The organism is Mycobacterium sp. (assembly GCF_002863225.1).
In the GTDB taxonomy this organism is placed as follows: Bacteria; Actinomycetota; Actinomycetes; order Mycobacteriales; family Mycobacteriaceae; genus Mycobacterium.
In genome coordinates this window covers 33,100-48,309 of record NZ_PKEK01000040.1, presented here as the reverse complement: position 1 = coordinate 48,309, position 15,210 = coordinate 33,100, and the positions used below count along the sequence as shown (strand labels likewise).

Genomic DNA, 15,210 nt, shown 5'->3' with positions numbered 1-15,210 from the left:
GGTGGCGGGGATCGGTCGTAATTGCTCCGCCCAGGTGGTGGACGTGCCGAACGCGGTCACAGCCGTTGAATTTCCGAGCAGAGGTGGTCCCAGTTGCCGCTGGCGATCTTCTCGCGGTCGGCCGGGCTCAGGTCGGCGTCGTCGAGGAATTGCCGCGCGGCACCGTCCGGGCTGAGTTGAAACGGATAGTCGGTGGAGAACAACACCCGGTCGACACCCAAGATGTCGATCGCCCACCGCAGGTAACGCTGGCTGAAGATTCCGCTGGGGGTTACCGAGACGTTCGTGGTGAAGTACTCGGATACCTTGCGCGGCAACCCTGCCGGCCCGGTGAGGATGTCGATGCGGTCGAGGTAGAACAGCACGACTTCGCCCCAGTGCCCGAGGATGAGTTGCAGGTCGGGCAGGCGCTCGATAGCGCCCGACAGGATAAGACGCAGGGCTTGGAGGCCCGTCTCGTAGTGCCAACCGATTCCGCCGGTCGCGAACGCGGTGACGAACCCGTGGTCGAAGCCCTCGTAGTACGCCCGGCGCACCGGCGGAGGGGGTGACTGCGGGTGCAGGTAGAGCGGGCATCGCAGATCGGCGGCGACTTCGAGGATCGGCAGGAAGTCCGGGTGATCGATGTTGCGTTCGTCGTGGCGACCGAATACCATCGCGCCGTTCAGCCCGAGTTCGGTTATGGCCCTTCGTAATTCGTTGGCGGCGTCGGCCGGGGCGCTGGTCGGCAGCGTCGCGAACCCTTGGAACCGATCGGGGCGGGCGCGAACGGTTTCGGCCATCAGGTCGTTGGCGGCGCGGGCCAGCGGGATCGCGCTGGTCGGGTCGAGGTGCTGTACCCCGGTGGTGGTCACCGAGAGCACCTGCACGTCGATGCCGGCGTCGTCCATGTGGGCGATCCGCTCATCGGCGAGATCGATGAGTCGGCGCCGCGTGTCGACCCCTCCAGACATCTCGACGGCGTAGTCGCGCACCTCGGGTGGCACTGATTGCCACGCGTCGATGATCTCGGGTGTCGCGAAGTGTTCCTCTAAGGCAACGACTTTCATGTATCTCACTCCCGTCAGGTGTCTAGCAGGCCCGCGACGAACACCTCGTCGACGGTGAATCGACGGGCAGTGATGCCCTGCTCGTGGTGGTACCGCAAAATGGCGTCGAGTGCGGCGCGATTGGCCGCGATGCCGTAGGGCCACCAGTCCTCGCCGAGCAGGCTGCGGTCCTCCGTGATGAGCTTGCTCAGCCACGGGATCATCGTCTGCATGTTGTTGAACGTCATGCCGGCGACCAGCTTGTCCGACATCGCCTCCTTGGCAGCCTGGAAACCGTCATAAACGGCGCGCATCAGATCCGGCCGCGCGAGCGCCAACTCCTTGCGCACGACGACGGTATGCATGATGGGGAAGATGCCCGTGCGCCGGTAATAGTCGCGTTCCACCTCGTCGTAGTCGGGGAACAGGCGGCCGACGGTGGGCGAGTGGCTCAGCAGGGCCGCTGGGGCGTCGGCGGAGATCAGCGCGTCGATCTCACCGGCCTCGAGCATCGCCCCCAGATCGGCGCCGGGGGCGGCTCGGCTCACCTGGACGTCGGCGGGGTGGGGTTGAGGGATGAAGTCGATTGGATTGAGCGGGAAGTCGATGCCCCCGATCACCCAGCGACACTGCTGCGGGGTCAACCCGAATTCATCGGACAGGATGCCCTTGGGCATGATCCCGGCGTCGTGGCCGTAGATGGCGAGTTCTCCGATGGTCTTGCCCGCCAGGTCCTGCGGCCGAGTGATGCCCTTGGCGGTGTTGACGTAGATCGCCGAGTGCCGGAAGGAACGAACGGGGAACACCGGTATCGCCAGGAAGGGTGGGTCGTCGAATTCCATCGTGCGCAGGAAGTACGTCATGCCCAGTTCGGAGACGTCGTACGCCCGGTCGCGGATCATCTTCTCGAAGATCTCGGTCACGATGCGCCCACTGTGGAAGGTGGCGTCGACGCCGTCGATGTGCGCCGTGCCGTCGACGAGTGCCCGCGTGCGGTCGTAATCCCAGAACGCGATGTCGAGCTTGGTGTCGGTCATGGTTGATGCCTCCTCGATGACTCCCGTAAACTCAAAAGGTATATGCATTTACTATAGCGGCTTCGATCGCGTCCGCCTTCTCGTGCGTCGGGACCAAGGCGGTCCGATTGAAGGGCGCCGATGCCGACTCAATGCCAGGCTGGCTCCGTCGCTGAAACATCGACGCATACGGAGCTGTTCACCGGTAATCCTCGATATTCAATCCGTGCGTATCGCGTCGATGCGGCTCTACGCGTCGTTCTCAATCTGTGAGCGGCGCGGTGGCCGGTCGCTCGGTAGCGGCGGGCAGCGCCGTAGTCGCAGGGGGACGGACGAGGATCCATCAGCCGCATTTTGCAGTAGTTGAGTTGACATAATGTCGCTTATCGGCACAATGCAGTGCAGTTCACGCCGTCAGCCCGCGAGTGAACTTCCGCCAGTTGTCGGACTTTTCGCCCGCCCACCACACCCCGGCGCTGTGGAGCCCTCAACTTTCGTAACTCCACTCCACGACACGCTGGCGCACACGACGGCTTCGCGATGGCCGTCCCGACGCGCAACGTGACTGCGTGTCAGCGTTCGGATCGCGCTTCGCGACCGGTACCCCGAGCAGCACAGGCGCGACCATTAATACGTCACTGTGACGAATTGTTCTGCGGCGCAACGTGTACACAACCTCCGTGCCGGTAATTGCCGCGTCGACCGGTGCGATCTTCCGGTTAGTGTGAATGTGATGTCGGGCATGCCGCCGTGACAGAGAGACGGGGACGTTCCATGGCCACGGTGACCAACAAAGTCGTTCGACTGGCGGCAGCCACACTCGGGGCCGGCGTGCTGATGGCCGCCGCTGCCGGTACCGCATCAGGATGGCCGATCCCGATCACACCGGAACAACAGCGGTTCATCAACCAAGCGCGCGGTGCAGGATTTCCCGGCGACGATGACGCCGTGCTGCAAGCAGGTATGCAAGCGTGCCGCGCGCTCTACACCGGGCAAGGCGTGCAAGGCGCTATCGGCACGGTCGCCGCGCAGGCCGGGGTGAACCCGGATCAGGCCGCAGCGGTAGTACACCTCGCCCGCGGCACCCTCTGCACACAAGCACCGGGATAGAACACTTCCCCGTCACGCCACCGCCGGGGCTGACGTAAATACGTCACTGTGACGAAAGTTCTTTTCTCGCATGGCTATTCGGTCGGCGCATCGCTGAGACGGATTGTAAATTGCCTGATTTAATCGGGTCAGTGCCTGCGGAGTGCCGCGGCCGCCGGACCCGGAGGGACCCGAATGACGGCAAGTATCGATCGTTCGCTCAATCAGAACGAGCAACTGGTCCTGGACTTCGTACACGCCGCCTACGGCGAGACCATGAACGTCGATGCGATGACAGCCAAGCTGCATGAAGACTTCGTCTGGCAACTCAACGTCCCGTTGTCACCCGTCGTCCGGGGCCGTGACGCCGCCCGGGCAGCCCTACAGCAGCAGTCCGGATTGTCCTCCGGAATGGTCGACGGCAGCGAAATCCGTGCAGTCGTTTCCTCCGGCGACACCGTGGTCGTGGAGCGGGTCGACGTGAACATGATCGGCGGAAAGCCGGTGACGTTCAATGTCGCGGCTATTTTCGAGGTGACAGACGGGTTGATTTCTTGCTGGCGCGAGTACTGGGACACCGGACATATCGCCAAGCAGCTCGGGATCGACCCGCTGCTGATGTTCGATCAGCTGGAGTCGTAATGCTCGCCGCGAACCCCCATCTCCCCCGGCTTTCCTCCCCGGCAAGCGGCGGCCGCACAAACGCGTAGATTTCACCCCGTAACGCTGACTGCAGCTAGGCGCGAACCAACTGTCGGACAGCATTTTTAGCCCGTAGCGGGGCTCACTTCCAGTCAATCATCGAGACGCTCTGACCACCGTCATATCTTGCGTGTTCCAGGATGCCGCCCGGAATCTTGATCTGCTTCGGTTGTGCGGGGTCACTCAGGTTCGCTTGATAGAGATTCCACGCCTTCATATTGGTTTTGCTGAAAACCATGAATAAAACGGTCGACCCAGTGGGGTCAGCTGCCGCATCCGAAATCTCGGTGCTCGGCGGTGTGATCCGCTGGCCTGCGGACGAATTGCACTGCAGCGGCGTGGTGCCGGGGCCTGGTTTGGCATCGATCACGAGGTAGTGGTTGCTGTTTTCGCTAACCGCCCGGAGATACCGCGTGTTGTCGATAACCCACAACCATGGTTGGCAGAGTCGATAGTGTTCCCCGTTGGGCTGTCGACCTTCAGGGGGGACGTTGCGCGGGTCGTCCGCGATCGACTCAACGAATCGAGGAATGTAGCTCTTACTGGTGCGAACGACTTTCTTTGCAGCGGTGTCGAAGAAGTCGAACTCATCTGCTCTGGCGTCGTAAAAGACGAACAAACCTTGATCGTCGAACTGTGCGTTGCGATGGTCGGGCTGTTGCTGATCGCCAAAGTCGCCCCGGGATGGCGGCGCGATTATGTTGGTGACGTCGACGACGCTCTTGCTGCCGGAGTCGTAATACTTTGCGTGTCTTTCGAACGCCTCGGTGGGCAGTGCCGCCTTGCGGTAATCCTGGCTGAACTCGAGCTTGCGCAGTTGGCTGCCGCCTGACGAGCAGGCGATGGGAAACGTTGCGATATCGACGAGTTCGCCTGTGTCGACATTCAATTTGCCGATGGAAGTGGATTTGGAATGTACTGCGCAGTGCGAAACGATTGGTCCGCTGAAGCTGTTTACGTTAGTCCCCTGCGGGGCGTTCGATTCGGCGGGCTTGTTGGCGCCTGGAGTTCCACCGGATGGACCGGATGCCGAACATCCCAAGGTCAAGACGCTGATGAGCGTTGTCAAGGCGCCGAAAACGAATACCGTCGAGCGACGAGTCTCTAACAGCCGTTGGGACAGACGAGCAGACCATTGGGTTCTCGGCATCGAGACTCCTTGCGATATCAATCGAGACGGGCGTGGGCATCAGAATAACCAGCACGCATCCTGCTGGATGGACGTCCATCCGGAGGCCAGCAGCGTCAAAAGCAGTACGGGCGCGAGCCGGCGGCGATGATCGCAAAAACGCAAGCCTGTCGCGGACCAACGCCGGTGCCGCCTGAAATGTACAAAACACACAAATTGAACAAAAGGTCTAAGCTGACGGACATACTCATCGGCTAGGAGGGCGCTATGACCGTTTCGTTCCGCAACCGTGACGGCAAGCTGGTCGACGTCCCGACAGTGTCGGCGAGTCGCCTGAGAAACGAGTTCGGCAGCGTCTTCGAGCAGGCCGCGGTCGACGGTGCAGTGGTGATCACCAAGCACGACACCCCGCGAGCAGTGCTGCTGTCCTACGCCGAGTTCGAGGCCTTGACTGCGTCGGCCGCTCCCGCGCTCGACGAGCTGAGCGGGCGCTTTGACGACCTGCTCGCCACCATGCAGACGCCGAAGGCCAAGGCGGGGGTCGCGGCGGCGTTCGACGCCTCGCCGGAGGAAATGGGTGCCGCGGCGGTAAAGGCGGCGCGTACCGCGTAGCCGCGGCAGATCAGCGCAGCCCGTGCCCGGCCCTCCCCGAGCGCCATCGCAGATCTACGTGTTGGCCGGCGTCAATGGCGCCGGCAAGAGCAGCGTCGTCGGCGCCACGATCCGCGACAAGGGCGGTGAGTACTACAACCCCGACGAGGCTGCCCGGGCGATCCTCGAGACCCGCCCGGAGCTGAGCCAGACCGAAGCCAACGCAGCGGCTTGGGAACAGGGCCGCGCGCTGCTGCAACGCGCTATCGACGACGGGCTCGACTTCACCTTCGAGACCACCCTGGGCGGCAACACGATGCCGGCACTGCTCGCCGAGGCTGCAGGGCGCGGCATCGAAGTCCGGCTCGTCTTCGTCGGTCTGGACACCCCGGAGGCCCATATCCAGCGGGTCCTCCAGCGCGTCCGCGGCGGCGGCCACGACATCCCCGAGGCCGCGATCCGACGCCGCTACCGGCACAGCCGGATCAATCTGATCAGGCTGCTGCCGGTGCTGACCGAACTGCGGATCTACGACAACTCAGCGACCGCGGATCCCGCCGCGGGGCAGGCACCGACCCCGATCCTGGTGCTGCACTTGCGCGGCGGCCAAGTTGTTGCGCCGCAGGACCTTTCGTCGACCCCGCAGTGGGCGCGGCCGATCGTTGCCGCCGCCCTGGAGTTGTCACAGCGCGGCTGACCGGGATCGGTCGACCGTGCCTCGCGCACCCGTTGCGGCTACTTCGGACGTGGGGGCAGCACGGCAAGCCAGGAGTCCGACAGCAATTCGAGCAGTTGACCGTCCGGGTCGCGGATCATGGCCGACTGGTCGGAGATACTGTCGGCCACAACGGATCCGCCGTATTCATCGACGTTCGCCAAGACCGCGCCGAGGTCTGACACCGACAGCGACAGATGAGTGAGGCCGACTTGATCCAGCACTCGATGCGATCCGGCCCGCAGGTTCCGGTGGGAGTACGCCAGCAGTTCGAGCACCAGACCGTCGCGAACGAGATATGTGGCATGCAATCCGATCGGCGGATTCAGTTGCAGCAGTTGACCGGTACCCTCGTCGGGCGGCGCGAGTTCCCACCAGAAGGTGAAATCCAGCAGACCCTCGTAGAAGCGGCGCGAGCGTGCGGTGTCGGATACGCACAGCCCGACATGGTTGAAAATTGTCCGCTGACCGGTCACGGCAACCTCCTGCGACTGAGCGCTCTAGGGAATCTTCAAGGGGAACGGGTCATTGGCGAAGTCGATCTGGGCGTCGGGATTGGCGACGGCGGTCGTCATGCCGGACCCGAACGCACCGGTTGTGTCGTACAGCGTCGCCGTGCCGACCGCCACGCCGTCTGCCGCCCAGTGTGAATCGGCCTGCACGCCGATCCATTCCCCGACCGGCAGCCTCGCCAATCCCACGGTCAAATCGCCGTTGATGTAGCCCACCCCGCGGGTCCCCAGATTCGTCACCAGGCTCGTCGCCTCCGCAACCATCACGGCGCGAGTGAACTGCGAGTTGGGTTGTCCCGCCACGACGTCAATGGCGCTGTTGTAGAAGCGCTTTCGCGAATCGTTCTGATGTTCACCCGGCGACCGACTCCAATCGGCGGTGTCGCTGTGCAGCGCCGTTTGCGCGCCGTCTTCGATGTCCGGCGGAAACGGAAGCACCGTCGGCACGCTCCACAGTCGTCCCGGCGGCGCCTGCGACCGCCGGTATTGCAGCAGGCCGGCGCGGGCGACCAGCCGGCCGTCCTGGACGACCTCGCACTCCGCGCTGCGTACTCGTCTGCCGTCCCGCACCACCCGGACGTTGACTGCGGTCGCGATACCTCGAGCTGCCCGGAACAAATCCACGGTCAGTCGGCTGGGCATGAAGCATCTGATCCACAATGACTTTCGAGCACATGTGCCGCCAACCCCACGACGGCGGGTCCGCTCAGGTGGTCGTCACCCCAATGACTTCCCGCGAACGGCGTCGGCTCGTACCCGCCACCCTCGACCAGCGTGAAGTGCGCGGGCGTCACGACCAATCCACCGTCATTCCGTTAGGCCGCTCGGATGATGTTCACGGCCTTGACCAGCATGCCGCTCAGTAGATCTTCCGCGTCGGGATTTCCGGGAAGAATACCCTCAGCGGTGACGGCCACGGTCTCGCTGAGGAAGGCCGAGAAGACGAAGGACTTTGCGGTGCCTTCTGCGGTCGTAGCGATCGACTCGGTGGTGACGACGCCGTCGATCGGAGGCCCAGGTTGCCGGGTGACGTTGGAAACCACCAGCCGTCCCTGCACCCGCTGGGTGACGGCGACCTGCTCACATCCCTTCGGGACGACGGCTTTGCCCAGCGACTTGGGAGAACTCACGGCACCGACAAGGATCGCCCCCTGCCCGAGCCCGCCGATCATCGTGTACTGAGCATCCTGCGGCGGTCTCACCGGTTGGAGGACCGACCGGCACAAGGGCGGGTCGATCTTCACGATGTCGCCGACCCCGACGGCGAAGAACTTGTCGGCGTCAGGCCCCAGGGTGGCTATCGTCGTGTTCTGCACGCGGTCGAATCCCGGTGGAAACTGGCCTTCCAGCTGGCTCAGCCGGGTGATGTCGTAGTAGGTGGATCGCGGTGGCGGGGGGCTTTTCTGCGTCGGCAACGACGGTGGAAACGCGGTGGCGGCATCGGACGGGCTCACCGGCGTGCCGTCGACGGAGCGCGCACATCCCGGTGCGGCAACGCAGGCGAGAACCACTGCAGCGAATGCGGCAACCCGTCGGAGGTAGCGGCTCACTGGGCGGCCGGCTTGTTCCAGGTGAAACTGTTGACCGAATTGCCCAGCAGTTGCGCGATCATCATGTTGACCGCCGACGGGTGCGCCGAGGTGCGCGGCGTGAACCGGACCATCGGACCCTCGGCGACTGCGACGAGAGCCAATCCGTTCTTGACTGCGGTCATGACGAGAAGTCGACCGCGGTTGGATACCGCGTTTGGGTTCTCCAGCGAAAAGTCATCCACCTCACCGTAGCCCGGCTCGTAACCGACCATTGCGTTGGGAATCTGGTAGGCCGTCTGCGCGGTTCGGTAATTCTTCTGGATGTACTGCTCGACGATCTGACGCGGCGTGCGATTGTTCGCCGGCGTTCCGAACAGCCGGATCTCGCCGTCCAACCGGCCGAAGGTCAACGTGATGCCGTCATCGCTTTTCGTCACGTCGGCACCTGGAAGGTAGGCCACTGAGAACGCGCCGTCTTTGGAAGTGAATCGAGGGTAGGTCTGCACTGCCACCGGCCGTTGGCTCGGCGGCGTCAGGGCCGGTGGCTCCGGTGCCGGGCCCTGGTCCGGATCAGCTCCGACCGGTAGGCCGATCGGCGGCCTTCCGCAATCCGGTGGACAGGCGTAGTGCGCTGCGGCCGGAGTCACCGTCACGGAAATGGCCGAGACGGCGGCGACTGCTACGGCCAGCGTCGCGGCCACCACAGCGGTCAACCCCACCGGTGACGTCACCCGCGGCGCGGGTGCGCTGTAGGCACCGGGCGGCACGCCGTAACCGGGATAAAGCCCGCCCGCCGGCCGTCCGGCGGACGCGTCGAGCGCCGCACCGCGGGCACTGCGCGCGGCCCGGCTCGCGGCACGCGTCGCGGCGCCGCAATTCGGGCAGAAGGGCATGTCTGGCACCGCGTGGCGACAGTGGAAACACAACGCGGCCTGGCCGTGCGCCGCGTCGGGCTGCTCATGCAGCAGCGCAGCATGCAGGCCAATTCTGAGCAACACCAACGCAATAGCCGCGACGATCAGGTGCAGTCCAAGCTGGACCGTGGGCGCCAGATTCGCGACGTCGACGACCCCGAGGACCGCATAGACGACGGCGCCGACGGCCGACGCGGCGAGGACCGCCGGTCGCTGCGGCCCGGACTGCGGCTGACCGCGCCGGCTGAACCACAGTGCAACGCCGATCAGACCCCCGACGGCCGCTGCGGTCAAGGGCATTGCGACCCCTTGGACCCCGGCCTGCATGAGCAGGACCGCGACAGGTTTGTGGCGCGCCACGAGCCCGTTGGAGAGCTGGGGGGCGGCGCGAACGGCGACGGCGGCCGCCGTGAAGAACAAGGCCGCCCGCGCCCCAATTGCGTAGCCGTCGAGAGACTCTCGACTCGCGGGTTGCAGGAAGCGCGCGAGAACCACCGGAACGACCATCAAGATCGCCCCGAGCACCGGGATGCTCAAGCCCTGCGCGAGCAGCCGCACACCACTGTGACCGGGCCCCAGCACGTTGAGGTACGAATCGGCCAAGAGCCGGCCTGTCAGATATGCCCAGCCCGCTCCGAGCCCCAGCCCGGTCACCGATGTCATTGCGGTGGTTCGTATTCCGAGGTCGCCGCGGACACCGGTTTGTCGGAGATAGGCGATGAAAAGCACCGGAACACCGAAGACGCTGATCGCGACCAGCGCGGCTTGCCAACGCAGGAGCGCGACCACGATCAACGCCGCGATCAGCAGGCTCAACGCTATCCGGAATGCCGTCCGTGATCGCGGCAGAAGGTGCGGAAAAAGCGTGCTGATCAACGACAGCCGGACCAGTTGTTCGTTGGGTTCGGCCGCGTACGCATCGGGACGCAAACGGTCGGAACCATTGCCGGGCTGCTGGTAGAGGTGGGCGCCGCAGTAACCGCAGAACGCACCGTCGGGAACGTCGCTCTGACACACCCTGCATCGCACAATTTCTGAATGCTGTAGGGCAGCAACATTACTCGTCGTCATTGGGGCGCACCCTTCTGAATGTCGAGAATGTCGTGCGCCAAGTTGTCGGTGTCGGGGGTGCCTAGCCCGGTGACCAGGTCGTAGCCCGGGACCGCGATGTGGACGGCGTTTCCGCCGATCACGACGTCATGGAAGGCCGGGCGCGCGGCGCCCGCGGCCACACGGTAGAGCAGCGGGTTGATGTCACCCACCGCCTGACCGCCGTTGGCCTGCAGAAATTGGTTGATCAGCGCGGTCAAGGCCGCCCAGATCGGCGCCGATTGCGACGTTCCTCCACCGGCCATCCAGCGGCCGTCGACCAGGATGCTGACACCGCTGTAGGGGTCGGCGTCGGCGGCGACGTCGGGGGTCAATCGGTGGGTGGAGTCCCACGCCGAGGAGACGCTCTTCTGCCACGAGGGCCGGGGGAACAAGCGCGATACTCCCCCGCCGGTGCCTTGCGACATCGGCGAGTCGAACCAACTGGCTTCGGATACCCAGGCGCCCGCGGCGTCGGTGCTCAGTGTGGTTCCCCCGACATCGGTCATCGCCGGAACCGACCCGACGGCGTTGACCCCCTGATCGTTCTCCCCCGGCGGTGTCGACCAATCACCGTTGAAATCAGCACATTCCAGGCCGCCGGAGTCACCGCTGGACATGAACGCCGATGTGCCGTGCGACTCCGCGATCTGAACCGCGGCCTGAACCGGCGCAAGGTCGGCGGCGGTGGCCATCCGGTCACACCCGATGCCGAGCGAGGTACTCCATACCGCGCCGGGGAACTGCCGGTCGGCAAGCTGATACATCTGGCCCGCCTGCGCGTAACTGGTCGAACCACCGAATGCCAACGCGTTGACGACCACCAGCTTGGCGTCGGGCGCAATGGCATGGACGACCTCGAGGTCCATCTCGGTTTCACCGAGAACCTTGCCCGGTTGTCCACCGATGAGCACCGGCGTGAATCGCGGCGAGCCCAGCTTGTCGGCCCATTGATCCAGATCGGCCTGCTTGAAGCCGTCGATCTCGAAGAAGACGATGGTTTGCCCCGTGCCGGTGAACCCGGAGCGGGCCAGCGGCTCGGCGTTGTACGTGCGCAGCAACGCCGGCGGCCGCAGCCCGCCGCGCGGAACATCGGTGGGGATGTGCGGCGGTTGCGCACGGTGCATCAGCTGGTAACCCAGGATGCTGCCCAGTTCGCTGACCTCGCCGGTCAGCGCGGCGGGAATCGACGGCTCCTGCGCCGCCGCGTAGAAGACCTGGCCGCTGCGGCTGCGGTAGTCATGGACCGCCACGTCGAACGCGGTCCCGAGGTCGGCCGGCCGACCCTCGATGTAGGCCCAGCTGGCGCCCGGCTGCCACCGCACGTCCAGGTGATGGTGCTGCGTCCAGCCGATCAATGTGTCGGGGCGCGCCGCGTGCTGGAGTGACGCGGCCAGCGTGATGCGCTGCTGGTGCGCCGGGCCCAAGTCGCTGGAGGCACTCAGCAGCCATGTCATCGGTCCCGAGATCACTCTCGGGTAGGTGGCTGTGACCGGCCCGGCTCCGATGGCCAAGACCAGGTACACCACGACCGACAGTGCCGTTAGACGCGGGCCCACGCGGCCGGCAAAGCGATTGACGAGATTCACCGGGGCGCCGGCTGAGCGCGACAGTCGAATCACCGCTACTCCCTCGACTAATGATCGGGCATGCGTGCCGGCCATCGGCAAAAGTACTTCACATCCAAACCGCCTCAGCGCGGATTCGGTGAATTTTGCTCACGCCCTGCCGTTTACGCTACCGCGAGCAACGTCATATGAATCCCACAAATTTGTTCAGCAGGCTAACATCAGCCTGCTCCCCGCTTGGTACGACGAGAGGACCGCACCGATGTTGCTTGAACGACGGCGTCGCTTCCTGGCGGTGACCAGTGCTGCGGCAATCGTGCTGGGGCTCGCGGCTTGTGGCACTCACACGACGGCCGGCGTTCCGGTGCAGGCGAAGAAGGTCACTGGGGAGCACTCCCCGGACGCCGCACCCGAGAGTCCGGCACCTCCTCCAAAGCCGTTGTCCGCCAACAGCATCAAGAACCTGCAGTTGTCCACCGAAGACGTGGTGGAATTAGCCGGGCTGCCGCTCGACAAGCGAACGGAATTCGCGTCGCCGGGGATGGCGTCGAGCGACTACGACAAACCGGACTGCGCCCTGGTCATGGGGATCACCAAGGATGCTCTCGGAGAGGGCGAGTTCACCGCGTACCGCGGAGCACGCAGCGAAGGCATCAAGGGCGACAGCCTGATCGGATCGTTCACCCAGCACGTCGCCACATTCGAGACCGCGGCCAAAGCCAGCGAATTGTTTCACAATGCCTACAAGTCGCTGGGCAAATGCAACGGAACAACGATCTCGCACAAGTCCAAACCCACCGTGTGGAAGCTGATGGCTGCCGGCTCATTCGACGGCGACGTGGTGACGTTCGGTGAACTCCAGCAGACCGACCAGCAACAGAATTACGGGTGGCGCTGTGACCACCAGGCGCGGGTCAAGAACAATGTCATCATCGAAGCGTTTTTGTGCGCATGGGCGAATGGCAGCCCAGCGGCTGCGGCGGCCGTAGATCAAATCAGCGCTCGAATCCCACCCCCGGACAAGCCGGCTCCCAAGGCGCCGTCGGACTTTCTCGGTCCGGATAAAATCAAGTCCGTCATCGTGGGCGTTCCGCAGGTCAGCAAGATCCTCGGTGCGAATTTGGGCGAGACGGGCACATTCTATTACCCGCCGGACCCGCTGGACTACGGAGACAAGTCGCATTGCAGTCCCCTCGTGGGCCTCGATACGTCGTCGTTCGGAGCCAACGTCGACTACACCGCATTTCGCGAGACCGACTCCCGAGAGTCCAAGGACAGTTTCCAGCACATCGTCGACCAGAAGGTCGCCACCTATGTGGGGGCCGGCGCGGCATCAGCGGCTTTCCAGAACGCGCTGAAGGGTCTGGTCGGTTGCGATGGCGCTCGGGTCCCCACCCCCCAACCCGACAAGCAGTGGCAACTGCCCAACCCGTCCATCAACGGCAACAGTGCGCAGTGGGCGGTCATCGAGTTGAACAAGGGCCAACCTGACACGTGGCGCTGCGCCGTCGATTTCCGCGCGCAGAGCAACGTGTTGCTGGCCGCCAAAGTCTGCCAATACGGCAACCCGGCGGACGTCGCCCGGCAGGTTGCCGACGAGATTGCCGGCTCGATCCCCAAATAGTCCATAGCCGTGAGACCACCGCCGCGCGGCGGGTGTCTCAGAGTTGTTGATTAGGCGAAGGTTTCGCTCGGTGTGCCCGCGAGCTGCGTAAACGGTCGCTAGGCTCCGTGGCGCAGCGCCTCGGAATTAGTGCGTCAGGTCGGCGCGCGCGGACGTTAGGGTTTGAGATCAAAGGAGGTAAGTATCTCGATGAAACGCGAACTTTTCACACTCGGCTGTGCCGCGCTCACCGTGCTGATAGGTGCGACACCGGCAGCAGTAGCTGATTCGTCAGCCGCCCAAGTGACCGGATCCAACATCGACTCGGTATTGCTGTCGGCCGACACCGCGGGCGACATTCTGGGTACCAATCTGCCGATCCAACTCAAGGGCAAGCGCCCTTCCAAAGAAGTCCAGCTCGACCAACACCAAGAGTGCGCCCCACTCATCACCCAAGGCACCAAATTCTACGGTTCGGATCTGAATCTGTTCCGTATCACCATGTTCGAGGACGACAAGGAGTCCCCGGACTACATCGTGCTCCAATCCGTGGCGACTTTTCCGGACGCCCAAACCGCGCGGAGCGTATTCAGCAAAGGGATCGAACAAGCCGCCGGTTGCAATTCGGTCGTGGTTGTCACGGACAGTCCCAGTAAGCCGTCGTGGCAGCTCTTCCCGCCGAAGGTCTCCGGCGACGACGCGAAATGGCATCAAGGCCAGTTGTACCAAGGCGATCCGGTCGGGTGGAACTGCTACGTCGATCTGCATGCTGCCGAGAACTCGATCCTGCGGGCCCAGGTCTGCCAAATGGGCAATGCGGGGCCGGCGGTCAGCCAAATGATGGACCAAATAGTGGGCGGACTCCCGTCTTGAGATGCGACGTAGTCAACCCCCGAACGCAGAGCGTGAACGAAACGAAAGGGCGAATTCAATGAAGCGGGTCAAACTTGCCTCCGCGTGTGCGGGCCTCATTGTGCTGACCGCCGTGGGCTGCCACCCCAAGCACGACGAAGACACCATCGATCCGACGGTCAACAAGCCGGCGCCGACAGCCACCTCGCAGCAGGCGGCAGCGGGTGACCCCACCGCACCGGCAGCGGCGCCGTCGTCCACACCGGCTCCGGCCACCCCTGCCCCGCCGGCGATTGTCGTGCCCGGCAAGGTGGACGCACTGCTGCTACCTCTCGACGAGACCGGTGGAATCCTCAGTGCGACACTGAATTACGAGCAGAAGTTCAAGACCCCGTTACAACCGTATGCCCTGGGCAACCAATCGAGGTGTGCCGCACTGTTCGGGCTCAACACGACGGCGGTCGGCAACGACTTCACCACTTTCCGCGCACTGCGCCAGCAGGAGAGCAAAGACAACTTCACGCACGTCGTGGAGCAGGAGATAGCCACCTACGCAGACGCTGCGACCGCGACGGCGGCGTTCCAGAACGCGTTCAAGTCCGTGGACCAGTGCAACAACGTGACAGTGCACCGGCCTACCGACAATGCCGCCACCACATGGCAATTCCAGGTCCAGAACGGCGATCCCGCCAGCGCGAACTGGCACAACACCGAGTTGACGAACAACAACGCCGACGGCTGGGGATGCTCACACGGCGCACGGGTCAAGAACAACGTGATCTACGCGGCCCGGGTGTGCCAGCGTGGCGACACCGGCGCCGGCGTGCCCACCATCTTGGACCGAATCGGGACCCTGATTCCCGCCTAGAG

At 64.2% G+C, this 15,210-nt stretch carries 14 protein-coding genes and 1 pseudogene; 7 read left to right on the top strand and 8 right to left on the bottom strand.

Going from position 1 to position 15,210, the window contains the following annotated elements; translation table 11 throughout:
* Positions 1-56: 56 nt before the first annotated feature.
* Complete coding sequence (locus tag CYU59_RS11090) at positions 57-1,049, bottom strand: amidohydrolase family protein (RefSeq protein WP_292989157.1); 993 nt, start codon at positions 1,047-1,049, stop codon at positions 57-59.
* Positions 1,050-1,063: 14 nt separating this feature from the next.
* A complete protein-coding gene (locus CYU59_RS11085) occupies positions 1,064-2,065 on the bottom strand; it encodes a 4,5-dihydroxyphthalate decarboxylase (RefSeq protein ID WP_292989154.1) in 1,002 nt (333 codons plus the stop codon).
* A gap of 762 nt (positions 2,066-2,827) precedes the next feature.
* Here CYU59_RS11085 and CYU59_RS11080 point away from each other — a divergent pair.
* Positions 2,828-3,154, top strand: coding sequence for a DUF732 domain-containing protein (locus CYU59_RS11080; protein ID WP_292989152.1), 327 nt, complete (start codon positions 2,828-2,830; stop codon positions 3,152-3,154).
* Positions 3,155-3,328: 174 nt separating this feature from the next.
* Complete coding sequence (locus tag CYU59_RS11075) at positions 3,329-3,775, top strand: nuclear transport factor 2 family protein (protein WP_292989150.1); 447 nt, start codon at positions 3,329-3,331, stop codon at positions 3,773-3,775.
* Positions 3,776-3,917: 142 nt separating this feature from the next.
* On the opposite strand, the gene CYU59_RS11070 is transcribed toward CYU59_RS11075, so the two are convergent.
* Positions 3,918-4,985 carry a hypothetical protein gene (locus tag CYU59_RS11070; RefSeq protein WP_292989148.1) on the bottom strand — a complete coding sequence of 356 codons (1,068 nt, stop codon included), beginning with the start codon at positions 4,983-4,985 and terminating at the stop codon, positions 3,918-3,920.
* Between the two features lie 246 nt (positions 4,986-5,231).
* Between CYU59_RS11070 and CYU59_RS11065 the strand changes: the two genes are divergently transcribed.
* Together CYU59_RS11065 and CYU59_RS11060 are read left to right on the top strand one after the other, a co-directional pair.
* Positions 5,232-5,576 (top strand): type II toxin-antitoxin system Phd/YefM family antitoxin, encoded by a 345-nt coding sequence (locus tag CYU59_RS11065; RefSeq protein WP_292989146.1) that lies wholly within the window; start codon positions 5,232-5,234, stop codon positions 5,574-5,576.
* Between the two features lie 22 nt (positions 5,577-5,598).
* The gene (locus tag CYU59_RS11060) at positions 5,599-6,252 is read left to right on the top strand and encodes a zeta toxin family protein (RefSeq protein WP_292989144.1); all 654 of its coding nucleotides are present in this window, start codon (positions 5,599-5,601) and stop codon (positions 6,250-6,252) included.
* A 38-nt stretch (positions 6,253-6,290) separates the two neighbouring features.
* Here CYU59_RS11060 and CYU59_RS11055 read toward each other — a convergent pair whose 3' ends face one another.
* The 5 genes and pseudogenes from CYU59_RS11055 to CYU59_RS11035 all read right to left on the bottom strand — a co-directional run bounded on the left by CYU59_RS11055 (position 6,291) and on the right by CYU59_RS11035 (position 11,939).
* Positions 6,291-6,746: a VOC family protein gene (locus CYU59_RS11055; protein WP_292989141.1), complete on the bottom strand. Its 456-nt coding sequence runs from the start codon at positions 6,744-6,746 to the stop codon at positions 6,291-6,293.
* Between the two features lie 24 nt (positions 6,747-6,770).
* Positions 6,771-7,582, bottom strand: a pseudogene (locus CYU59_RS11050) (acyl-CoA thioesterase domain-containing protein).
* Between the two features lie 15 nt (positions 7,583-7,597).
* Positions 7,598-8,332 carry a DUF5642 family protein gene (locus CYU59_RS11045; protein WP_292989139.1) on the bottom strand — a complete coding sequence of 245 codons (735 nt, stop codon included), beginning with the start codon at positions 8,330-8,332 and terminating at the stop codon, positions 7,598-7,600.
* Positions 8,329-10,245 carry a zinc ribbon domain-containing protein gene (locus tag CYU59_RS11040; RefSeq protein WP_292989137.1) on the bottom strand — a complete coding sequence of 639 codons (1,917 nt, stop codon included), beginning with the start codon at positions 10,243-10,245 and terminating at the stop codon, positions 8,329-8,331. Before CYU59_RS11040 ends, CYU59_RS11045 begins: the two co-directional genes overlap by 4 nt.
* Positions 10,246-10,295: 50 nt before the next feature.
* Positions 10,296-11,939 (bottom strand): S53 family peptidase, encoded by a 1,644-nt coding sequence (locus tag CYU59_RS11035; RefSeq protein ID WP_292989135.1) that lies wholly within the window; start codon positions 11,937-11,939, stop codon positions 10,296-10,298.
* A gap of 208 nt (positions 11,940-12,147) precedes the next feature.
* On the opposite strand from CYU59_RS11035, the gene CYU59_RS11030 reads away from it, so the two are divergent.
* The 3 genes from CYU59_RS11030 to CYU59_RS11020 all read left to right on the top strand — a co-directional run bounded on the left by CYU59_RS11030 (position 12,148) and on the right by CYU59_RS11020 (position 15,208).
* A complete protein-coding gene (locus CYU59_RS11030; protein ID WP_292989132.1) occupies positions 12,148-13,509 on the top strand; it encodes a sensor domain-containing protein in 1,362 nt (453 codons plus the stop codon).
* Between the two features lie 189 nt (positions 13,510-13,698).
* A complete protein-coding gene (locus CYU59_RS11025) occupies positions 13,699-14,361 on the top strand; it encodes a sensor domain-containing protein (RefSeq protein ID WP_292989130.1) in 663 nt (220 codons plus the stop codon).
* A gap of 58 nt (positions 14,362-14,419) precedes the next feature.
* Positions 14,420-15,208: a sensor domain-containing protein gene (locus CYU59_RS11020; RefSeq protein WP_292989127.1), complete on the top strand. Its 789-nt coding sequence runs from the start codon at positions 14,420-14,422 to the stop codon at positions 15,206-15,208.
* Positions 15,209-15,210: the final 2 nt, after the last annotated feature.